We start from the raw sequence: 20,417 nt of genomic DNA, 5'->3' as shown, positions 1-20,417 counted from the left end.
TAGTATATTGTGTGCTGGCGGCGGATCGATAGAATCTGGTGAAGATAAACCAAAAATCAGTAAATACTTCTTCATCGCTCTCTACTCGGATAACTGACAGGTCATCAATTTGGATTTTTTGATTCAATAAATTCTAGAAAAAAATTTGAAGCGACAAAGATAGGTTTCTGACTGCGAAAAAATTCGCGGTTAAAAAAAGCACTATATCCTCTCAGGCCAACCTCAGGGTGGTGGAAACAATGCATGGCAGATCATGGCCAGCCGTCCTGGCACTCGTCGCACTCCTCTGCGGCGCAATGCTCATTACAGGGTGCACCGGCACCGACGGCGGCGAAAAACCGAACGAGACAGTGAACGAAACTCCGAACGAGACACCGGCGGCCGGGATCACCGGCACCGGCACCGTGACCTACATCGACCTCGAAGGCGGGTTTTACGGGATCGTCGCCGCCGACGGCGCACGTTACCTTCCCCTTGATCTCGACAGGACATTTGAGAAGGACGGATTGAAAGTGCGCTTCACGGTTGAACCGGCAGAAGACACGATGACCATCCAGCAGTGGGGCACCCCGGTCCATATCGTCTCCATCGAGGAGATCTGAGACCTGAGACCTGCTGAGAATTTTTCTCTTCTATTTTTGGCCCCGAGATCAAATCCTCTAACCTGGCCGTTTAGAAATGTCGATGAAACATTTGTCTCAGACATTTCTTTGAAAATACACCACAGTTTGGCTCTATTGAAACTCTTATCCTGGAGTATAAACTGCGGGGGCACTACCCCGGATCCGGCACGCAAAACGACAGAGTCAACGACGGCACCAACTTCTTCACGTTCGCCCTCGCCTTCCCACCTCTTGATGGAAGAGAGAAAGCCTTCTCCCCTGTTTCCGATTTTCTTCAGAGAGACGGATAAGACCGATCGTATCTCTCAGATCGATCCCCATCCAATTCCTATCCACATCAGAGATTTCAGAAAAACGAAGTTGCAACCGTGAAGAACCGATCTGTTCTGATGATTTTCGTCCTCAATGAATATGCCGTCAAGAGGCAGTTCAGATATTCCAACTTCGGAAGATGATCCCGGTGCTGTGGGGCCCCATATGAAGGTCAATGTCGAGGCAAATCCAAAGATAAGGGCCAACCTTCATGTAGGCGGTTGGTGACCCACAGTGTTACATCATAGGCGATCACAGGAAGCGCACGGACTGTCGTGGCAATGCGTCTGTGGAGCATTGGCATACTCAGGGTCGGGATCTTTTCCCTTAAATTTTGTGGAATGATCGCCTAATTGTCCCTTAATACGCATAGTAATAGCTCACAACAGTTATATGTATTTTAAAATATATCATTGGTCGTGGATGCCAAAATGGTTGTCCCAAAGCGGTTAGACATATCAATTTGCACATGAGGCCAGGTTCCTCTGCTGCCTAAAAGCTTGGTTCTGTTGGTTATTGTCAAGGATAGCCATTGCTATCCTCCGCTTAGCAGGAAGAAAATGGATGAGATAAAATGGTATCTGATAGAAGAAAAATAAGGATTTTTGTTGTACTGATCACCATTGGGTACTTAATTCTCATTAAATCTGTTGCAGACATGCAGATGTGCAGGATTATATTTTTAAGATATATGCCAAAGGACTGTGTTTTTTTTCCTGCTGGACTTCATTTTCTATTCAACCATATGGTTTTTCTCAATTTCCGGCAAATTTCCCGGAAAAATGTATTAAACAATGATTCCAGAAAAAGATTATATGAAGCCATTAATCAGAATCCAGGTGTTCACTTCAAAGCCCTGATCCAGCACACGGGCATTAATAGAGGGACAGCCAGTTATCACCTGAACTATCTCACAAAAATAGGTATGATCTTTGTGATCAAAAAGGGAAAAAAATCTAGATATTTCAAAAATAGCAATAAATTCAAATCGAGAGAGTGGAATCTGCGACTTTACCTCCAGGAAGATACCACGCGAAAAATCCTTTTATTGTTATTAGAGGAGTATAAACCATCCCAATGTGAGATAAGTGGGTTCTTAGGTCTTTCCACTCCCTCAGTTTTCTGGCAGATGAAACAACTCATTAATGTGGGAATTGTCAAATCTTATCGAGAAGGACAAACAGTAAGGTATAGAATCAAAACAGACTATGGAAATATTCTCAAGGATATAACCAAACACACAGATACAGAGGCTAGTGTTTCATATCTTCTTTAATTTGTCTGAGCCCTGTCTCCTTGTTTGATCATTCCTTCTCCATCGTCAAATACCTTCTACCAGTCACCCACTCCTCATTGATGCCCATCAAGATGGATCCTGCCAGTCTGAGGAGCGACTCTTCATTGAAAAATGCTCCTCCGACCTTGGTTCTCCGTTTCAGTTCCTTGTTAATTCTTTCCATCATGTTCGTTGTTCGAATCCGTTTTGCGTGTTCTTTCGGGAATGCCGTGTAACTCATGAGTCCTGGGAGGAATCTCTTGATGTTATTCGCTTTAGTCCGATATTATCGATCGTTCAGGCCATCTCCAAATCCCTGAAGTCTTTCTTCATTCCCCTATGTCTCCTTCAAACTCTCAGCAGCTTCTTTCTGGCGTTTCCTTGGAATATTCCTCAAAAACGCGCCCGTACAGTGGACTGAACACATCTGCCATGATGCACCGAGGAAAGCAGTTTCTGCTGCCCTCTGGATCCTTGCATGACCATCTGAGACGATCAGTGTGACTCCAGTTAATCCTCGTTCTTTGAGTTCCTCGAACAGACCGAACCAGAACTCTTCATTCTCACAGTCTGTGATTCTGGCTCCCAGGATCTCCCCGCAACCATCCGCCCGCACGCCGGCGATCACCAGAAGAGCTTTGTTAATGGCCGTGGTCCATCTCGGATTTTGAAATAGGAGGTATTGACAAAGAGATAGGGAATCTCCTCTTCAATTGGTCACAAGAGAAATGCATGGACCTGTTCGTCGAGGTCGTGTGCCATCCGAGAAACCGAAGAAGGAGAGAGTTGATCGATCCCCAGATGAGCAACGATTTCCTGGATCCGGCGAGTTTAAACACCCTGAAGATGAGATTCAGAGATCGCATTCACAAGAACTTTCTCAACCTAGGAATAACGTCCAAATACCTGGGTTTCGAAGGGAAATTCACGAAACTGAGGTTTCTCGAAATCTCCATACCGGGTTTTTAGAGAGCGAGACTTGTACCTATTTCGGTGCGCCTGCCGCACATCAGTTCGTTCATACCACTCTCATTATCGGAAGATAATTTTCGATGAACGCTAAGGGATCCATGACCCTGTTATTCCTTTCTGCAAATTTAGGTTGGAGACAGGGCCAGATCAATTTTTACAGAAGATTTGTTACACTATCCAGTATGCCTAAGGCATGCCTATAATATAGTCTGATTTTACAGAACGTGAATATTTTTAATTGTCTTTGATGATTAGATGAACGACACACAAATGATTTAATAAACTAAAGGAACGGGAGAATGTGGACGCTAGAATAGCGCCCCAAAAGGATTGGTAGTAGATAGTACTATCTCTCAGTCTCTAAACTCCCAATCCATACACTGTCCAAGATGGTGGTAAAAATGGAAAGATTGAAAAAAATTGGACTAAGTGTTGCACTCTTTGGGTTACTACTGGTTTGTGTAACCATTGTACCCGCGAGTGCTCAGCCAGTAACTACATATGTGGTAATCTCTGACGACCAAAATCAAATGATGCCAAAAACACCTATTTCATGGAAAGCGAATACGATTCTGTCAAAAGACTCTTCGAACAAAGTATCCTGTCGTCATTTCTCAACTTCAAGAACTGAATCTGGAGATGATTTCCCAATCGGGAAGATCGGTGTTCGTGCAAAAGTATTACATGGAAGTATAGTGAAATTTGAGAGAAATTTGATCAATGAGAATTCTGCAACAGCAGAGTTGAATTATAACTCGGGAAGTGAATCAACAAGCGGGACATGGACGGCGGAAACGCATCATGTTTTTGAGGCTCCACAGTACAACCAATATCGGTATCCAGTGACTGATGATACATTGAGTGTCTAAAAACCAATTTCTTTTTTTAAGAGGACAGTATGATTGATCCAAAAATGCACGACAGAACAATTATCTTTTTGAGCATTTTGATAATATTTTCTGTTTTCTCCTTTGCGATCGGTATTTTAGTGCTGAGTGCCGAGGAGGGAGTTACATGGACTGAAAGTTTTGATTTATCTAAAAAGTCAGAAAACACCACTTTATGTAACTCTGAGAGTGGAGAGGAAAATTTTTGCATTGGATTGTATACTGCTCCCACCTATGATCCAAAATACTTTCTCCAAAAAGAAATATATTTGAATGAAAGTGAAAATTTTGAGGGCTATTTCTGTATTGCCAATAACATGCATAATGGCAATGATTATCTTGTTTTCTGTTTAATGGATTACAAGCAGGTTCCGTTTTCATTTAATGAAAATAATCCCCAGACATTGCACATGGCCCATCTTGAACCATTTGAAGAGAGATTTTATCATTTTGATCTCGGTCCAACAGAAAAAGGAACTCATGAATTTGAGATATTTCTTATCCTGAAACCCTATGAGATATCGCTTGATCAATCATTCAGATTATCAACTGATTTAGTTAATCTTGGAAGTGTCAGGTTGAACGTATTTGTTGATGATCAGAATATGCCACCAATTTCATATACAAACTTCAGCTCTCTTCACTGCCGTCAGTGTAATTCTCAGTACCCAGTAAACGATGGTGTGATGATAACAAAAGAACCCTGTTCAGCTATAGCATGGACCTCATCCAATGTGACATCTGGTGAGACATTACACTACTGGATAAATGTTGCAGCTGATGATGACTATCCAGTGACTTTTGGGCTGATTACACTTATGGATTATATTCAGGTACCAATTAATACAAAATCGTCTCAAGATGTTGTTTTTGGCAGACTTAATGCCGGAGAGAAACTTTCATTCCCGGGGAGTACTGTTGTTCCAACTGATAAAGGAGTACACCAATTGATGGTTATATGGATCCCTGCACCAAATCACAGATTAAATCAACCATATGATTTAAAGGCAAATCCAGAACAATGGGCTTGGGCACAACCAAGTATTCGGGTGGAATTGAATGTAACATAAGTAGGGGTTCTTCAAACGTGTTATTTAGACATAAAAATCTTTCATTATATATCATCCATTTTCTGAAATATATGTCACGATTTAATAACAAAAGAATTAAAAATATAACCTTCCCCATGTATCCAAGCACTATTATTCAGGAATTCAGAACACATTTCTCCCACTGGATGAGCCTTAGATTCCCCATAATGAAGATAAACAGCGATCCACACTCCGCTCTTAGCGCTGGATCGCTAAATGTTATTATGAAATAAAATTCTTTGGATCGATGTATCCTCTTTATGGAGTGATAACCTATTCTAAGGCTATCTCCCCTTGAGTGTAGCAACTGCTTCTAGGGGAGGGGATTTTGGAATGCCCCCCAATTAGATTTCTTTACATTCCTCTACCCATAGAGGGGGATGAATAGGATCTTATTGCCAGTATATATTCTTGGAGAGCGCGGCTGATATCTAAGAGATAATTCCTGAGTTCTGTGTTTTTAAATAAGTTCCATGTGAATTGTCGGTTTTTCTCATTCTTGGAACTTCAACAATGTCCAGATGATTAGTTGATCATCACAGAAATCGTTTAAAGAATATCAAAAAGATCACCAAATGTGGACACCACTATGGTGTCCTGCACTGGTCTGGAAGTAATCTAAAGGCTTTCTTCATTATTATGTACTAAGCCTGTTTCACTTCCAGATTTTAACAATTTAGGAGGCATATTGACCATGAAAAGTAAGAATGCTGTGAGAATACTCACACTGCTGCTGCTGACAGGTGCATTCATTGTGCCTGTTATGGCTGAAGAAAAGGATGTTGCATCACTCAACACGTTCGAAATTCCAGGATGTATAAATGGTAGCCCAAACTGGGTAGGTCCACAAGATCTGTCTGAGTATAGCAGGTATGATCCTCCTTTTGAGGTGACAGAACCATCGAAAGAAACACAGAAAAAATTGAATCCTAACGTCATTTTTATCAATACGTCAGACATGCCCACGGATGCTAAAGTTTCTTCTGAAGAAGTAATATTCAATTCAGATGGAAGTTATTCAGTGATGAGGACACAAAGAGATCAAAATGTAGAAAATGAACTAAAATCAACAGCGGATGTTCGGTTCGTAAATGCTCAAATATCGTGGTATTGGGTTCAAGATTCCATAGTCAGAAACCTGATCACCATTCATAATTCTGGTTCGGCACCTGCCAGTGGCAAAGTCATTGTAATTTCTACAGAGGATAGAATCGGATATTATAATACTTTTAGCAATATTCCACCCTCCGCTAACGAAACTGTATTGGTGGCATTTAAAGTGCCTACAGCCAATTCTGTTGGAAGAAAACCTATTGCTTTAGAGGTTCGAGTGGATCCAAATGATGCACGGACTGACTATTGGTCAATGCCATTCGATGGAATCGAAACGTACAGCAATAACGTAGATCATTATCCTGATCCTGATGGAGGCACCAACCTTGAAGCAAGCGGTCTTTACCACATCCCTGATGGAGCTTTGTCAGGCGAATCTTATGGACAAATAATTGAAGCTGCAACTGCTGGAGATGATACAACCACACCTTATGATACAGCGAGTCAGATCATACCATATGTTTATGGTGCAATGAATTATACGTTAGGCTATCCTGAAGGTCATTATACCGCATCTGACATATGGATCAAGGATCATCAGTATTGTGGAGTCTGTGATGAATACGCGACTTTATTTAATTCATTTACACGGGGTCTTGGGATTCCAACACGGCAGTATTATATGGGCATGATCAATAGTACTGGCGTACCCACTGCTCATGGGTTGGCAGTGATCTGGGATGGTGGAGATTGGATTCACGCAGATCCTACATGGAACGTATTTGACAATCCAGAGGTATATACTGAGAGTGGATATTCTAATATTACTCTGAGCAATATGATCCACGCTGATGATAACCGTTACACCGGCTCCGATGATCCATTCATCAATGATCAATTATTGCATTTTTGGAATGATTTTGAAGTAATACCCATAGATAATTTTTAAAACTATTTTTTCATATGCATGTCAATAAAGGGGGTATTACCTATGAAAAATGCTAATGTTATAATATTGCTGATGTTAGTGACAGGCGCATGCATTGTACCAGTCGCAGCCGAAGAAAAGGGCGCTGCATCATTCAACCCCGACGAAAGTATCTCGGTGAACGGGACACATCATGTCACTCCCACCCAGACGACTCCCATCCCTCCCGGTATGAATCCCTGGGAAAGTCTTCGAGGTCGTCACCCGAATGTGGAGAGCAATGCCGAGATCATGGAATATATACACACCTGTGGTCTCTCCAGTTGGTACGAGAAGCACTATAACACAACCTGCCGGTACGTCTATCTTATCCCCGGTCCGGCATGTACCCAGAAGTTGGTATATCTGAACAGGAACGTGAACGAAAGGGAAGACAATGATAGTATCGTATGGGTGCGTCTCATCGATCTTGACGAAGAACTCCCTGTAGAAGTGCCCGACCCTCTTGCAGGTTTCTATGTCATGTACCCGGAGGCACGGGATAACCCTGCGATAAAAGCGTTCGTCAAGGAGTATAGACCAGAGCGCTGGAGCGAGTACAGAGTAAATGAAACAAGCGTACAGGTCTACCTCGTCGCCGAGAACAGGACCTTCAGGCAACTGATCGCCACCGTCGAGGGCACGTCCATCACGGGGGTGACAGTCCTTGACGAGACTGATTTGGAGGTGAATAAAACCGAAGCTCTGGCACGTGCAAGGCAGCAGGTCTCTCCTACCGCTGAACATATCGACATCCACCTCCGGTTGAAGGACGAGAGAGTGGTGTGGTTCATCTCGTATATGGAAGGCCCTGTCTTTACATCGATTAAGGTTGATGCCGGAGAAGTACCTGTCTCTTCGGAGAAACTCCCGGGCTTTTCTCTCGGATCAGCTCTAGGGTCTCTTCTTCTTCTGTGGGGGATCCGTCGGAAGAAAGATGGCGAATAATACAATTTTTCGGTAGTGCCCCCGGCAATAACTGATAACAAAAAAACTCTCTCTGCGCGAGTTTCTGTTATGAATACAGGTCACTGTTCGACGGAATTTGGTCAGATTTTTAGAAATAGATTTTCAGTTCTATTCTGGGGCACTACCAATTTTTCGCGATCCTGCTGGTACATGCGCACTATTATTGTGAAGGGTCCGATAGTGCAGTGGTCGGGGAAGAGGGTTGATCGTTCTGAAAGTGTTTCTGTCCTCTACTTATCAAGTCCATGCGGGGGATTAGTGTGGTCAAATCTTCATTCACCACTACAGAGTCGATCTTCGGGATCATTTTCACAGTAACTCCTCGCACCTCAAACTTCAGGAGGAACATGGATAACCACATTCCCTCTCATTTGGGATTCTTCGAAGAACCCTCTGCGAAAACAAAAGAAAATACAGGAAGTTCATGTTCACGCATAAATTCTCGGCAGAATAACTACCCGGATGAGAACGCCCACGTATGCCACCCTGGAGCATTGCTCATAAAAATACATTTTTGGAGTGATTCTTCAGACATTCAATCCCTTCATGAAGAATTATTCTAAAAGATCATATTTCAAAACCATATTTTTCATACCAAAATTAACAACGATAAGATTTAATAGCGCACCTTCAGAGATATATCGTATCGAGTTGATGTATTGTGTCAAGACGTACGCTTCTGTATCTCTGTTTATCGGCAGCCCTCCTGGCATGCCTCTGTATCGCAGGATGCACCGGCACGCAGGGCGGCGCTACCGTTCAGGACAACCCATCGGCCCCTGAGACCGTCACCATCACCGACGGCGCGGGCCGCACCGTGACCGTCCCGACCACCGTCGAGCATGTCGTCTGCTCAGGCGCCGGAAGCCTGCGCTACCTCACCTACCTCGGCGCCCAGGACCGGATCGTCGGGGTCGACGACATCGAGAAACGCGAGCAGTCGATGGACGCCCGCCCCTACTTCCTCGCCAACCCCCAGTTCAAGGACTATCCCCTCATCGGTGAGTTCAGGGGCCACGACGACCCCGAGAAGATCCTCGCCCTCCAGCCTGACGTGATCTTCAAGACCTACAGCACCTCAGGCTACGACCCCGAAGAACTCCAGCAGAAGACCGGCATCCCGGTCGTCGTCCTCAACTACGGCGACCTCAGTTTCCACCGGGACGACTTCTACCAGTCGCTGCGGACGATGGGGAAGGTGCTCGGCACTGACGACCGCGCCGAAGAGGTGATCGCCTTCTTCGACGAGCGTATCGCCGACCTGGACACCAGGACCAAAGACGTCCCTGACAGCGAGAAGACCCGCGCCTATGTCGGCGGGATCGCCTACGCCGGTCCGCACGGCCTGCAGTCCACCGAGACATCCTACGCACCCTTCTGCTTCGTGAACGCCGTCAACGTCGCCTACGACACCTCGAAGGGTCCTGACGAGCAGCTCAAGAGCGGCACGCCGGTCGCGAAGGAGAAGATCCTCGAGTGGGACCCTGAGATCATCTTCGTCGACCTCTCCACCCTCCAGCTCACCGACGGTTCCAACGCCATCGGCGAACTGAAGAACGACCCCTCCTACGCCGGGCTCTCGGCAAAGAAGAACGGCGAGGTCTACGGTGTCCTCCCGTACAACTGGTACACCCAGAACCACGGCTCAGTCCTGGCCGACGCCTACTATGTCGGCAAGGTGCTGTACCCCGACCAGTTCGCCGACGTCGACCCTGCCGCCGAAGCCGACGAGATCTACACCTTCCTGGTGAAGAAACCGGTCTTCGGTGAGATGAACGACGGCTTCCAGCAGATGGCGTTCACGAAACTGGACATCTGAACACAGAGGAGATTGGTGAAGGATGCATCTCGCTGACGGGGAGGTACCCCGGGAGTACCTCCAGTACACCGGCCGGAAGATCTCGGCCATCCTCGGAGGAGTGCTCCTCCTCATTCTCCTCCTCATCCTCTCCATCTCGGTGGGTGCGGTCTGGATCCCGCCGGCCGAGGTGGCGACCGCCCTTGTCTCCGGACTGATCGAACGGGTCAACGGACTTTTCAACCTCTCGCTTCCGAACGTCTTTGCCGGCCAGGTGCCCCAGATGGAGGACTCGATCATCTGGAACATCAGGCTGCCGCAGGCCCTCGCGGGCATCGTGGCCGGGCTCGGGCTCTCGGTTGCGGGCCTTGCGATGCAGTCGATCCTCAGGAATCCGCTCGCCTCGCCCTATACCCTCGGAACCTCCCATGCCGCCGCGTTCGGGGCGGCCTTCTCGGTGATGATCCTCGGGGCCGGGACGATGCAGAGCACCGGCACCTCGGTGAACATCTCCAACCCCCTCCTCACCACCGTCTCCGCCTTCGTCTTCGCGCTCCTCGCCACCATCGTGATCCTGGCCATCTCGAAGATGCGGCAGACTTCCCCCGAGGTGATGGTCCTCGCCGGCGTCGCTCTCGGCTCTCTCGCCGTTGCGGGGACGATGTTTCTGCAGTACTTTGCCGACGACAACCAGCTCGCCGCGATGGTCTTCTGGACCTTCGGCGACCTGGGCCGGGCAAGCTGGAACGAGCTGCCCATCATCGCCGTGCCGGTCGCCCTCGCGGCGGTGTACTTCTATCTCAACAGCTGGAACTACAATGCCATCGACGCCGGGGACGAGACCGCAAAGGGGCTCGGCGTCAATGTGGAGCGGATCAGGCTCGTCGGGATGCTCCTCGCATCCATGGTCGTTGCGATCGTCGTCGCCTTCCTCGGGGTGATCGGGTTTGTCGGCCTGGTCTGCCCGCACATGGTCAGGCGGGTCATCGGCGACGACCACCGCTTCCTCATCCCGGGGGCCTGTGTCGCCGGGGCGGTCCTCCTCCTCGCCGCCGACACCGTGGCCAGGATCATGCTCGCCCCCCACATCCTGCCGGTGGCGATCCTGACGGCGTTCATGGGCGCCCCGGTCTTCCTGTATCTGCTGGTACGGGGGTATGCACGATGTTGATCGAAGTATCTGATGTCAGGTTCGAGTACAACTCGCGGGCCGTCCTCGAGGACGTCGAGTTCTCGGTGGAGAACGGGCAGGTCGTCTCGATCATGGGGCCCAACGGCGTCGGGAAGACGACGCTGCTCAAGTGCATGAATGCCATCCTCCGTCCCAAGGCCGGGTCGGTGATGGTCGCCGACGAGGATGTCCTCACCCTCGAGCATCTGGAGATCGCAAAGCGGATCGGCTATGTCCCCCAACGGTGCGAGACCGGGCGGCTCACCGCCTTCGACGCCATCCTGCTGGGCCGGCGGCCGTATATCCGCTGGAAGGTGACCGAGCACGACCTCAGACTGGTGGACGCGGCGATCAAGAGGCTCTGCCTGGAAGACCTCGCGCTCAGGTTCATCGACGAGATGAGCGGCGGCGAACTCCAGAAGGTGAGCATTGCACGGGCCCTGGTCCAGGAACCCCGGGTGCTCCTCCTCGACGAACCGACGAGCAGCCTCGACCTGCGCAACCAGATCGATATCATGGACACCGTGCGCGAGGCGGTCGCCACCCACAACGTCGCCGCCGTCCTCACGATGCACGACCTCAACACCGCCCTGAGATACTCGGACCGCTTCATCTTCCTCAAGGGTGGGACGATCTATGCCGCAGGCGGGACCGAGATCGTGACCCCCGAGGTGATCGCCGCCGTCTACGGCGTGCCGGTCGACGTGGAGACTCACCGCGGGTTTCCGCTCGTGATCCCGGCCGCGTAGACGACAACCTTTTGTGCCCCCGGACCTCATCCGGGGGTATGTCTCAGGTGCGGGCACAGGCCTACATCACCCTTGCCGGGCGATCGGGCTGGGCGCTCCTCAACACCTACCATGCGGTGCTGCGCGAGCGCGGCTACCGCCCGGCAGAGGTGCATCTCGTCGCCTGGGAGGAGAGCGCCCTCGGCACGGTGCTGGAGGGGATCAGGCTGATCTCTGAACGTTACGCTTTTTCCCCCAGAATTTCGGTCGTCAGGGTGGCAGAGGGTGACTATGCCGCCGCCGGGGAGCGGGTGCTCGGGCTGGTCCGCGCCTTTGCCGCCAGAGGGTTCGAGACCGCCCTCGACATCACCCCCGGACGGAAGGCGGCGATCGTCTCGGTCTGCCTGGACCTCGCCGCCGCCGATCTGCGGGTCGACCACATCTATTATCTCGGCCTCCCCATACCCGACCCCCCGGCCAGGCCGTACCTGCTCATCCCTCTCCACATCCAGCCGCTCAGAGATCTCATCGAGGAGGGGGGGCCGGGATGAGCGAGATGCTGATCCGAGGCCAGGAGATCCCGGCCCTTGTCAATTATTTCGGCGGCGAGGTCACCATCTCATATCCCATCTACGGGATCCGCCTTCTCGAGGCGCGGCCTGAGGGCACCGGCTACCGGATCTCCATCCTCTCCAACCCCGACGAGTTCTATGCCGCCTCGCTCAGGTTCGGCGAGCACGCGATGGAGATGCCCTTCTTCTCTGACTTTGAGGAGTGTCTCCTTGCCAGCGGGGTCACCACCTATGCGAACATGGAGGAGTTCAGGGAGAAGGCGAAGATCTACCGAGGGCTGAAGAAGGAGATCTCCTTCGGGCTCGACACCAACCTCATGTACCACCGCTTCTTCACCACCAGCCGCGCCCTCCGTCCCGACGAGGTGATCCTCACCGGAATCGTGCGCCAGGAGATCGAGTACGTGCTCAACCACAAATACTCGGCCCGCTTCATCGCCGAACTGCGGGAGAGTGCGCCCGAGGCGAGTTGGTACATCGCCGAGTTCGAGAACCGGCGGAAAAAAAAGTCGAGAAAGGCGGCGTACCTCGCGATGCCCGAGTACAAGGCTCTTCGCGACCGGGCGATCCTCGTCGACGAGGGGGAGAAGGCGGTGCACGCCACCCGCGAGAACGACCAGATGATCGTCGAGGCACTCCGCCGGTTCGAGGAGAAGCGGTTCGGCCTGCCGGTCCTCCTCACTGCGGACGGGGCGATGGCCGACCTCTGCGACGCCGAGGGGGTGGAATATTTTCTCTTCAGGGCCCCCTACCACCCCAAACCCCATCACGCCTCGCCCGAGACCTTCTTCAAACTCGTCGCCCACCTCGCCCTCTCCTTCGGGGTCGTCACCATCGAATCGGCCGTGCTCTTCGGCGAGTTCGGGGGGAAAGGCGACGACCCCGATGCCTTCAGGCTAACCTTCATCGGCGATGACCGCCATACCGAGTGCGAGAGGGACATCGAGCTATGCAGGAAACTTTCGGCCCTGGGGATCAGACGATAAGGCACGTGCTCTTCGACATGGACAACACCCTCTGGGACTTCGTCGGTGCGAAGAGAGAGGCGTGTCGGGCGGTCATCGAGGACCTCGGGGCCGGCGACGCCGAAGAACTCTACCAGCACTTCAGGCGGCCCGGCGTCGGATACGAGGACCTGCAAAATATCAGGGACTATCTCGCCGGGCTGGGGGCCGGAAGAGGGGCCTACGGCCGCTCGTGCTGGGTCTATGAGCGGACAAAACTCACCTCCATCAGGCTCTTCGACGGTGTGGAAGAGACCCTGGCGGCCATCGCCGGTGCCGGGATCACCATGGCCGTCGTCACCGACGCCTACTCCTTCCAGGCGGTGACGCGACTGGAACAGACCGGGCTCAGGGACTATTTCTCATATATCGTCACCCCTGACCTCACCGGCCGAAAAAAACCCGACCCCGCCCAGTTCAGGTGCGCCCTCAACGCCCTCTCGGCCGCCCCGGCCACGACGATGGTCGTCGGCGACAGCATCCGCCGCGAGGTCGCACCCGCCAGGGCCCTCGGGATGCAGGCGGCCTATGCGCTGTACGGCGACCACAGCGAAGGCCCGGAACCCATCTGCAGGCCCGACTTTGTGCTCGAGGAGATCAGGGACCTCATCCCGGCCCTGGGAATCTGATCCGTCGAATACAAATCTCTCTTAATGGCGCTTTCCGGAAAGGGGAGGACGGCAACATCCTCTTCACGATCAATAGTGCCTTCCCGGCCCTATCGCAATCCGGGGGTTCCGGGGGCAGCGCCCCCGGCGAGAAGATGGAGGAAGGCGTGATGATCAGGCGTGCCGCCCTCATCGTAAAATCTTTTCTGGAATCTCGCGCCGGGGGAGACCCCCGGACCACCCACGGCGACGATAGGTGGGGGCGGCGATGAAACGAGGTCTCCACCAGTTCTTCTGTCTTGAAAAAGAGCGATCAAGCGACGAGAAATTTTCATCCGGTATGCCCGAGACGCACTCTCGACCCATGCCAGACTCTCCAAAACCGATCAATCGAAGACAAATTCCTGTGCCTCTTTTGTGAGAAAATATCCAAGGATCGTCCTGATGATGACCGTCGCCCCGAGGATGAGCAGTTCTTCCTGGGTCGGGGCGATGAGGGTGAGGAGGATGTCTGAGGCGATGAGAAAGTCGAGGCCGAAGACGATCTTGGCGGTGAACCCCAGCCTGATGTCGTGGTATTTGAACGGTTTTCTGAGCACCTCCTTCTGGAACGTCCTCACCGCCGCCCTGATCCCGCCGTAGATGATCACGATCGCTCCCACAAAGCTGAGGCTCTCCGCGGCGAGGCGATAGACCTCGATGAGGAACTCAAGACTCATCGACGGAGATGGGGGACGCCGTCGGACATCAACCTTCCGCCCGGTCCGATCCGGAACACAACGCTTATGGGGAGGGGCGGCAACTCACGCATATCCTATGGACCCGATACATGTCGACGGCAAGAAGAAAGGGCGGATCATGCTCTATGCCCTGAGCACCTGCGGCTGGTGTGCGAAGACCAAAGATCTCCTCAACTCTCTCGGCGTGGAGTATGACTACCTCTTCGTCGACCAACTCCCGAAGGACGAGATGGAAAAAGTCTACACCGAGATTGTCCACCGCTACAACCCGATGGGATCGTTTCCCACCCTCGTGATCAACGGGAAGGCGATCGTGGGCTACCAGGAGGACGAGATCAGGGAGGCGCTGGTGTGACCGACAGAGTCACCGACGAGGAGGTCGAGGAGACGTACCGCCGCCTGGACCGCGAGGCCGAGGCCGGGGGCTACCATCTCAACCCTGACACCGAGTTTGTGAAAGAACTGGTCAGGGGTCTTCTGGCCAACGAACGGCGGTATGGATACCCCTCGTGCCCGTGCCGCCTCAGTCTGGGAGAGAAGGAGGCCGACGCCGACATCGTCTGCCCGTGCGACTACCGCGATCCCGACCTCGCCGAGTACGGCGCCTGCTACTGCACCCTCTATGTCACAGGGAAGGTCGTCGCCGGCGAACAAAAGATCTGCCGGGTGCCTGAACGCCGTCCGCCCGGCGGCCCCACGAAGAGCACCGCAAAACGGCCGGCCCCGCTCTCGGGATCGCTCCCGTACCCGGTCCACCGTTGCCGGGTCTGCGGGTATCTCTGTGCACGTGATGAGCCGCCGGAGATCTGCCCGATCTGCCGGGCGAAGAAGGAAAGGTTTGAGAGGTTTTTGTAGTCTTGATCTCAACCTGGGGGGGCGTCGAAGATCGTCAATGGTGATGGACCGGGCCCCCCTCAATAGAGCGTAAACGATTTTTCCAGAATCCAGGAGAGGAATATTCGATACCTGTGCCTCTCATTACCCTGGACACATGCGCCGCCCCTCATTGATTCCCATTTGAGTGGAACGACTCAACCCGGACCGAAAGCGAGATCATGCAGGTATGATCTGGCAGAATAGAGGTTTTTATTTCCCTGACAATTAGAGGCCCCACACAGAAACCACATATACAACTCTAGATATATTTCAGGTCATGGACCCCTGAACGAGCGTCCCGCCGGGGCCGGAGAACGTGACCAGTGTACTTCCCGACCCCAACGTACCGCCCGAAGGCTATGATGAGATCATAAAGGCACTAGAAAGTCGAGGCCATGAAAGCGACGGGAGCGCTATTCTCGTCTGGAAGTCATGCCTCCAGACAATGTCATGAGAGTGTCCTATGTGGCAGTGTGGGACAACAGATGGTGAAATCAAGCATGTCTGGTTTGATCGATGGACTGGAGAGATCACTGTCTATGATGAGTTGACAGAGAAAAAGAAGATGGGATGATTTATCCCATTTTTCTGAATAGTATGTGATTTATGGAGAGAAACAATGAAAAAAAGTGTCATTGCAGGAGTCGTTCTGGTTGTAATAATCGGGATTCTGCTTGCAGCACTTCTCCTCTTTCCAGGCCGGGGAGGTCCGCAGGTTTCACCTGAAACCTTACCTACTCAAGATATCCCGGCATTTGTCGCCGAGGCAGAGCGGCATGCCGCGCCAAACCTCACCGGTGCCGTCGCTGGCGACGCGGTCATGGTGACGTCGCTGGACCATACCATCCGTGACTTCTACCTCATCCCCTTCTCTCAAGAGGGCGAAGTCGTCGCCGTCGCGGAGATCTCAGTCGCCGAGAACAGCACACCGCACTTCCAGCAATGGAGATCTGGCCACTCCGATCCTGCCGCCTCACAGACGCGCCTTCCCTTCGCAAAGGCGACGCGAGCGCTCGGCGACGCGGGGTATACGGAAGGGAATTGGACGGCCCGCGTGGTGAGTATGTTCTGCGACGAACCGATCGGGCCGTACTTCTGGGAATGTGAGGAAGAGAAAGGAGAGAAGGTGTACGTCGGGTACGACCGGTACGACGATCTCGTCAGGGTCTATGCTAAGGTGACGCCGAAGTCGAAGGCAGGATGAGGGAAAAAGCGGAGAGGAGTGAGAGATCTCAAAATAATATGATCCAATGAACCAAAACGTTCGGAACGATTCTGATCTTCCTTGCGGTATTGGTCCTTCTCTTCCTGTAGGTCTTCAGCCCCGGAGATGGTGGCGTCGCGAGCCATCACCCAGCCTCTGATATATCTGAACATGCATGGCGCCCCGGAGGGCCCAGGTCACATTTCGGCGACGAGACGCCGAACTATGATGAGATCTCCAGCCGCCTCTGGAAGAATATCGTCGCGCTCTTCCTCGGATTTGCCTACGTGCGCTTCCTGAGAATAGACCTCAGGTAAATTTTCCGGAGAAAACCATGACCAACGAAAAAAGAGATCGAAATGTCAGAAGAGGGCTGCTCATCATCGGCATCGCCTTTCTCCTCTTCGTGGCCTACGCAGGATACGGGCTGTACCGGGAAAGTACCGATCCTCCTTATTCTATCCATCTCTTCCCTGTGAATGAGAGCGAGACAGAGGACGGCGTCATCGTCCACCTCACTGAGGAAGACTTTGAGAGGTGGCCGTCTCTTGAGAAAGCGATCAAGGAAGACAGGAGTCCGTCTGCACCGGAACTGACAAACTCCTCAAGGCGTAGTGAGTTCGGTGATGAGTATATGCACAACGATACCGTTGACAGGCCGATTTACGTCGAATATGAGGGGAAATATTTCAGAATCAGGATATCAATTCGATAAAATTACATCTGCTGTCTTTTAGTTTTCAGTTCAACCTAGTGGTGATGCCGGGGTCGAAAATGGGACTCTCCTGCCTTCCCACCTTCATCACGATCAGGGGTCCGGGGATTCTGTCCCAGGCGCGAGGATATGATAGGGCAGTTGATTCATGCTCCCACCACACCATCGCGAGCATTTCCATCCTCGGCCGCCTCAACAGAAACACGCGTCGAGGCCCATGCAACAGTGCTCTCAGTCCATCAACGCCCGAAACCGCCGGACCGAGAGATCGAGGTACTCCTTTTCCCGCTCGATCCCCAGGAAACGCCGGCCATGCATCACGGCCGCAAGCCCGGTCGTCGAACTCCCGGCAAAGGGATCGAGGACCAGGTCGCCCTCCTCAGAACTTGCGAGCACCACCCGCTCCAGGAGGGCGAGCGGCTTCTGGGTCGGGTGCTTCCCCTCCCTCTTCTCCGAAGGCTTGGGGGCCGGGACCGACCAGACCGACCGCATCTGTTTTCCCGGCCTCTTGATGACGTCGTACTCCCACTCGCCGTTCTTCATCTCGTCGTAGTTGAAGGTGTGCCGTTCCTCCCCCTTCTTCGCCCAGATCAGGGTCTCGTGGCTGGCGGTGAAGTAGCGAGTGCTGAGGTTGGGCGGAGCGTTGGGTTTGTACCAGCAGATATCGTTGAGGATCTGGAAACCCAGGAGTTGAAGGGCGAAGCCGCAGGCATAGATGGAGTGATATGTCCCACTGATCCAGATCGTCCCCCCGTCCCTGAGCACCCTGCCGCAGGCCTCGATCCAGCGGCGATGAAATGCAAAGTCTTCCTCGATCCCTGCACTCTGGTCCCATGCACCCTTGTCGACCGGCGCCCGCTTCCCGCCCTGGCAGGTGAAGCCGCCGTTGGAAAGATTATACGGGGGATCGGCAAAGACGAGGTCGACCGAGCCGTCGGGTATGGACGCCATGCACTCGACCGCATCGCCGTGCAGGAGCGTCGCCCCGTCACATGAAAAATAAGGCTCTATCCGCTTCATCTCTTTGCCCGGATACATGTCGTCTTCAGGTGTGATGACGTTTCCTATCCGGCCGTGCCTGCCACGATATTCTAATGTAGGAAGCACGACCACCTTTCATGTGGGATCATGGAGAAACACGTAGTTCAGGATATGATGCGGCTGATGGCCTCGAAGATTGCTTCAATCGCCGATACGATCGCAGACGCCGAGGTCGAGTCCTTCCTCCAGGAACTCCTCTGCGCCAAGAGGATCTATGTCATCGGCGCCGGGCGCTCCGGACTGGTGGCAAAGGCCTTTGCCATGCGGCTGATGCATCTCGGGCTCCATTCGTACGTCGTCGGCGAGACCGTCACCCCGGCCATGGGCGAGGGCGACGTGCTGGTGGTCTTCTCGGGCTCTGGCAGGACCAAGACCGTCGCCGAACTCGCCGAGACGGCGAAGGGGATCGGTGGCCGCGTCTGCCTTATCACCTCCAACCCGGACTCCCGGATCGGAAAGATCGCCGACTGCATCGTCGAGATCGAGAGTCACCGCGACGAGGTGAAGGACGAGTCGGCCGAGTTCGAGATCAGGCAGATGATGGGCCAGCACAAATCGTTCGCTCCGCTCGGCACGATCTTTGAGACGACCTCGATGGTCTTCACCGACGCGATCGTCTCGCGGCTGATGGAGATCACCGAGACCAATGTCGAAGACCTCAAGTGCAGGCACGCCAATATCGAGTGACCGATATGGCTGGAGACAGGTTTGCAGAGCGGGTCCGCGGGATCGAGATCTCAGGGATCAGAAAGATGTTCGAAGGGGCGGGCGAGGACGCGATCAACCTCGGCCTCGGCCAGCCCGATTTCCCGACGCCGGTGCATGTGCGTGAGGCGGCGAAGGAGGCGATCGACCGCGGGATGACGGGGTACACAATGAACTCCGGCATCCCGGAGCTGCGCGAGGCGGTCTGCGAGAAGTTCAGGCGCGAGAACGATCTCTCGTACTCGCCTGAGCAGGTGATCGTCACGGCCGGGGCGAGCGAGGCCCTGCATATCATGATGCAGGCCCTGGTGGAGAGGGGCGACCGGGTGCTCATCGCGGACCCGGGTTTTGTCTCGTACGCGGCGCTTGCCACGCTTGCCGGCGGCCGGGCCGAGGGGCTCAGCCTCGACGCCTCTCTCCACCTTGACGTGGAGGCGGCGAAGGAGCGGATGGACGGTGCCCGTCTGCTTGTCCTGAACACGCCTGCGAACCCGACCGGGATGGTCGAGAGCGAGGAGTCGGTGAAGGCCCTCGTCGAGTATGCCGAGGATAAGGGCGTCACCGTCGTCTCTGACGAGGTCTACGAGCACTTCACCTACGGCAAACCGCATGTGAGTGCGGCGCGGTTCGGCGAGGACGTCGTGACCCTCAACGCCACCTCGAAGACCTACTCGATGACCGGCTGGCGGCTTGGTTATATGGCCGCACCCGATGCGGTGGTGGAGGAGTGCATCAAGGTCCACCAGTACTGCCAGGCGTGTGCCACGTCCATCTCGCAGTCTGCGGCACTTGCGGCGCTCACCGGGGATCAGGCGCCGGTGGCGGCGATGCGCGAGGAGTATCGGGCACGCCGCGACCTCCTCTGTTCCGGGCTCGCCGATATGGGGCTGAAGTTCCCGACGCCCGAGGGTGCGTTCTATGCGTTTGTCCCGATGGGCCGCGACCTCTTTGCGAGGATCGTCGAGAAAGGCGTGATCATCGTACCCGGTTCGGCCTTCGGCACCTGCGCGCCCGATTACGCCAGGATCAGTTATGCGGCGTCGCAGGACGACCTGCGGCGGGCGCTGGCCAGGATCGCCGAGGCGGTCCTTGAAGGTTAAGGTCT

The 20,417-nt window shown here is 53.2% G+C and carries 20 protein-coding genes and 1 pseudogene; 18 read left to right on the top strand and 3 right to left on the bottom strand.

Annotated elements, in window-relative coordinates; genetic code table 11:
• The first annotated feature begins 239 nt into the window (after nucleotides 1–239).
• Together E2N92_RS01455 and E2N92_RS01450 are read left to right on the top strand one after the other, a co-directional pair.
• Nucleotides 240–602: a hypothetical protein gene (locus tag E2N92_RS01455; RefSeq protein WP_220681931.1), complete on the top strand. Its 363-nt coding sequence runs from the start codon at nucleotides 240–242 to the stop codon at nucleotides 600–602.
• Between the two features lie 907 nt (nucleotides 603–1,509).
• Nucleotides 1,510–2,211, top strand: coding sequence for a winged helix-turn-helix transcriptional regulator (locus E2N92_RS01450; RefSeq protein ID WP_220681930.1), 702 nt, complete (start codon nucleotides 1,510–1,512; stop codon nucleotides 2,209–2,211).
• 28 nt (nucleotides 2,212–2,239) lie between these two features.
• On the opposite strand, the pseudogene E2N92_RS13755 reads toward E2N92_RS01450, so the two are convergent.
• A pseudogene (locus tag E2N92_RS13755) lies at nucleotides 2,240–3,234 on the bottom strand (IS256 family transposase); the annotation flags it as partial.
• 338 nt (nucleotides 3,235–3,572) lie between these two features.
• On the opposite strand from E2N92_RS13755, the gene E2N92_RS01430 reads away from it, so the two are divergent.
• From E2N92_RS01430 to E2N92_RS01385, 10 genes are all read left to right on the top strand, one after another.
• Nucleotides 3,573–4,052, top strand: coding sequence for a hypothetical protein (locus E2N92_RS01430; protein WP_220681926.1), 480 nt, complete (start codon nucleotides 3,573–3,575; stop codon nucleotides 4,050–4,052).
• A gap of 44 nt (nucleotides 4,053–4,096) precedes the next feature.
• Nucleotides 4,097–5,140 carry a hypothetical protein gene (locus tag E2N92_RS01425; RefSeq protein WP_220681925.1) on the top strand — a complete coding sequence of 348 codons (1,044 nt, stop codon included), beginning with the start codon at nucleotides 4,097–4,099 and terminating at the stop codon, nucleotides 5,138–5,140.
• A 715-nt stretch (nucleotides 5,141–5,855) separates the two neighbouring features.
• Complete coding sequence (locus tag E2N92_RS01420; protein WP_220681924.1) at nucleotides 5,856–7,163, top strand: transglutaminase-like domain-containing protein; 1,308 nt, start codon at nucleotides 5,856–5,858, stop codon at nucleotides 7,161–7,163.
• A 42-nt stretch (nucleotides 7,164–7,205) separates the two neighbouring features.
• Nucleotides 7,206–8,129: a hypothetical protein gene (locus tag E2N92_RS01415; protein ID WP_220681923.1), complete on the top strand. Its 924-nt coding sequence runs from the start codon at nucleotides 7,206–7,208 to the stop codon at nucleotides 8,127–8,129.
• 682 nt (nucleotides 8,130–8,811) lie between these two features.
• Nucleotides 8,812–9,969 (top strand): iron ABC transporter substrate-binding protein, encoded by a 1,158-nt coding sequence (locus tag E2N92_RS01410; RefSeq protein WP_220681922.1) that lies wholly within the window; start codon nucleotides 8,812–8,814, stop codon nucleotides 9,967–9,969.
• Between the two features lie 22 nt (nucleotides 9,970–9,991).
• Entirely contained in the window at nucleotides 9,992–11,119 is a 1,128-nt protein-coding gene (locus E2N92_RS01405) for a FecCD family ABC transporter permease (RefSeq protein WP_220681921.1), read from the top strand.
• Nucleotides 11,113–11,868 (top strand): ABC transporter ATP-binding protein, encoded by a 756-nt coding sequence (locus E2N92_RS01400; protein WP_220681920.1) that lies wholly within the window; start codon nucleotides 11,113–11,115, stop codon nucleotides 11,866–11,868. Before E2N92_RS01405 ends, E2N92_RS01400 begins: the two co-directional genes overlap by 7 nt.
• Before the next feature lie 38 nt (nucleotides 11,869–11,906).
• The gene (locus tag E2N92_RS01395; protein WP_220681919.1) at nucleotides 11,907–12,398 is read left to right on the top strand and encodes a hypothetical protein; all 492 of its coding nucleotides are present in this window, start codon (nucleotides 11,907–11,909) and stop codon (nucleotides 12,396–12,398) included.
• A complete protein-coding gene (locus tag E2N92_RS01390; protein ID WP_220681918.1) occupies nucleotides 12,395–13,405 on the top strand; it encodes a PIN domain-containing protein in 1,011 nt (336 codons plus the stop codon). The genes E2N92_RS01395 and E2N92_RS01390 overlap by 4 nt, the downstream gene beginning before the upstream one ends.
• Nucleotides 13,406–13,410: 5 nt before the next feature.
• Complete coding sequence (locus E2N92_RS01385) at nucleotides 13,411–14,052, top strand: HAD family hydrolase (protein ID WP_220681917.1); 642 nt, start codon at nucleotides 13,411–13,413, stop codon at nucleotides 14,050–14,052.
• Between the two features lie 365 nt (nucleotides 14,053–14,417).
• On the opposite strand, the gene E2N92_RS01380 is transcribed toward E2N92_RS01385, so the two are convergent.
• On the bottom strand, nucleotides 14,418–14,750 hold the full coding sequence (locus tag E2N92_RS01380) for a DUF1622 domain-containing protein (RefSeq protein ID WP_220681916.1): 333 nt from the start codon (nucleotides 14,748–14,750) through the stop codon (nucleotides 14,418–14,420).
• 97 nt (nucleotides 14,751–14,847) lie between these two features.
• On the opposite strand from E2N92_RS01380, the gene E2N92_RS01375 reads away from it, so the two are divergent.
• From E2N92_RS01375 to E2N92_RS01360, 4 genes are all read left to right on the top strand, one after another.
• Nucleotides 14,848–15,126 (top strand): glutaredoxin family protein, encoded by a 279-nt coding sequence (locus E2N92_RS01375; protein ID WP_220681915.1) that lies wholly within the window; start codon nucleotides 14,848–14,850, stop codon nucleotides 15,124–15,126.
• A complete protein-coding gene (locus E2N92_RS01370) occupies nucleotides 15,123–15,626 on the top strand; it encodes a ferredoxin-thioredoxin reductase catalytic domain-containing protein (protein ID WP_220681914.1) in 504 nt (167 codons plus the stop codon). The genes E2N92_RS01375 and E2N92_RS01370 overlap by 4 nt, the downstream gene beginning before the upstream one ends.
• A gap of 640 nt (nucleotides 15,627–16,266) precedes the next feature.
• Nucleotides 16,267–16,851, top strand: coding sequence for a hypothetical protein (locus E2N92_RS01365; RefSeq protein WP_220681913.1), 585 nt, complete (start codon nucleotides 16,267–16,269; stop codon nucleotides 16,849–16,851).
• A gap of 334 nt (nucleotides 16,852–17,185) precedes the next feature.
• Nucleotides 17,186–17,566 carry a hypothetical protein gene (locus E2N92_RS01360; RefSeq protein WP_220681912.1) on the top strand — a complete coding sequence of 127 codons (381 nt, stop codon included), beginning with the start codon at nucleotides 17,186–17,188 and terminating at the stop codon, nucleotides 17,564–17,566.
• A 231-nt stretch (nucleotides 17,567–17,797) separates the two neighbouring features.
• Here the strand turns inward: E2N92_RS01360 and E2N92_RS01355 are convergent, their stop codons facing one another.
• The gene (locus E2N92_RS01355) at nucleotides 17,798–18,586 is read right to left on the bottom strand and encodes a DNA-methyltransferase (RefSeq protein ID WP_220681911.1); all 789 of its coding nucleotides are present in this window, start codon (nucleotides 18,584–18,586) and stop codon (nucleotides 17,798–17,800) included.
• A 108-nt stretch (nucleotides 18,587–18,694) separates the two neighbouring features.
• Here E2N92_RS01355 and hxlB point away from each other — a divergent pair, with 108 nt between their 5' ends.
• Nucleotides 18,695–19,294, top strand: a complete 600-nt coding sequence (gene hxlB, locus E2N92_RS01350; RefSeq protein WP_220681910.1) for a 6-phospho-3-hexuloisomerase — start codon at nucleotides 18,695–18,697, stop codon at nucleotides 19,292–19,294.
• A gap of 5 nt (nucleotides 19,295–19,299) precedes the next feature.
• Complete coding sequence (locus E2N92_RS01345; RefSeq protein ID WP_220681909.1) at nucleotides 19,300–20,412, top strand: pyridoxal phosphate-dependent aminotransferase; 1,113 nt, start codon at nucleotides 19,300–19,302, stop codon at nucleotides 20,410–20,412.
• Nucleotides 20,413–20,417 lie beyond the last annotated feature (5 nt).

The sequence above is a fragment of the Methanofollis formosanus genome (assembly GCF_019633745.1).
Taxonomy (GTDB): Archaea; Halobacteriota; Methanomicrobia; order Methanomicrobiales; family Methanofollaceae; genus Methanofollis; species Methanofollis formosanus.
The sequence above is the reverse complement of the archived record's forward strand: the minus strand, read 5'-3'. Positions and strand labels throughout refer to the sequence as shown.

Coding starts and splice junctions, on each gene's coding strand:
- E2N92_RS01455 (WP_220681931.1), top strand. CDS start 240: ATGCATGGCAGATCATGGCCAGCCGTCCTGGCACTCGTCGCACTCCTC.
- E2N92_RS01450 (WP_220681930.1), top strand. CDS start 1,510: ATGGTATCTGATAGAAGAAAAATAAGGATTTTTGTTGTACTGATCACC.
- E2N92_RS01430 (WP_220681926.1), top strand. CDS start 3,573: ATGGTGGTAAAAATGGAAAGATTGAAAAAAATTGGACTAAGTGTTGCA.
- E2N92_RS01425 (WP_220681925.1), top strand. CDS start 4,097: ATGCACGACAGAACAATTATCTTTTTGAGCATTTTGATAATATTTTCT.
- E2N92_RS01420 (WP_220681924.1), top strand. CDS start 5,856: ATGAAAAGTAAGAATGCTGTGAGAATACTCACACTGCTGCTGCTGACA.
- E2N92_RS01415 (WP_220681923.1), top strand. CDS start 7,206: ATGAAAAATGCTAATGTTATAATATTGCTGATGTTAGTGACAGGCGCA.
- E2N92_RS01405 (WP_220681921.1), top strand. CDS start 9,992: ATGCATCTCGCTGACGGGGAGGTACCCCGGGAGTACCTCCAGTACACC.
- E2N92_RS01400 (WP_220681920.1), top strand. CDS start 11,113: ATGTTGATCGAAGTATCTGATGTCAGGTTCGAGTACAACTCGCGGGCC.
- E2N92_RS01395 (WP_220681919.1), top strand. CDS start 11,907: ATGTCTCAGGTGCGGGCACAGGCCTACATCACCCTTGCCGGGCGATCG.
- E2N92_RS01390 (WP_220681918.1), top strand. CDS start 12,395: ATGAGCGAGATGCTGATCCGAGGCCAGGAGATCCCGGCCCTTGTCAAT.
- E2N92_RS01380 (WP_220681916.1), bottom strand. CDS start 14,750: ATGAGTCTTGAGTTCCTCATCGAGGTCTATCGCCTCGCCGCGGAGAGC.
- E2N92_RS01375 (WP_220681915.1), top strand. CDS start 14,848: ATGGACCCGATACATGTCGACGGCAAGAAGAAAGGGCGGATCATGCTC.
- E2N92_RS01365 (WP_220681913.1), top strand. CDS start 16,267: ATGAAAAAAAGTGTCATTGCAGGAGTCGTTCTGGTTGTAATAATCGGG.
- E2N92_RS01360 (WP_220681912.1), top strand. CDS start 17,186: ATGACCAACGAAAAAAGAGATCGAAATGTCAGAAGAGGGCTGCTCATC.
- E2N92_RS01355 (WP_220681911.1), bottom strand. CDS start 18,586: ATGAAGCGGATAGAGCCTTATTTTTCATGTGACGGGGCGACGCTCCTG.
- hxlB (WP_220681910.1), top strand. CDS start 18,695: ATGGAGAAACACGTAGTTCAGGATATGATGCGGCTGATGGCCTCGAAG.
- E2N92_RS01345 (WP_220681909.1), top strand. CDS start 19,300: ATGGCTGGAGACAGGTTTGCAGAGCGGGTCCGCGGGATCGAGATCTCA.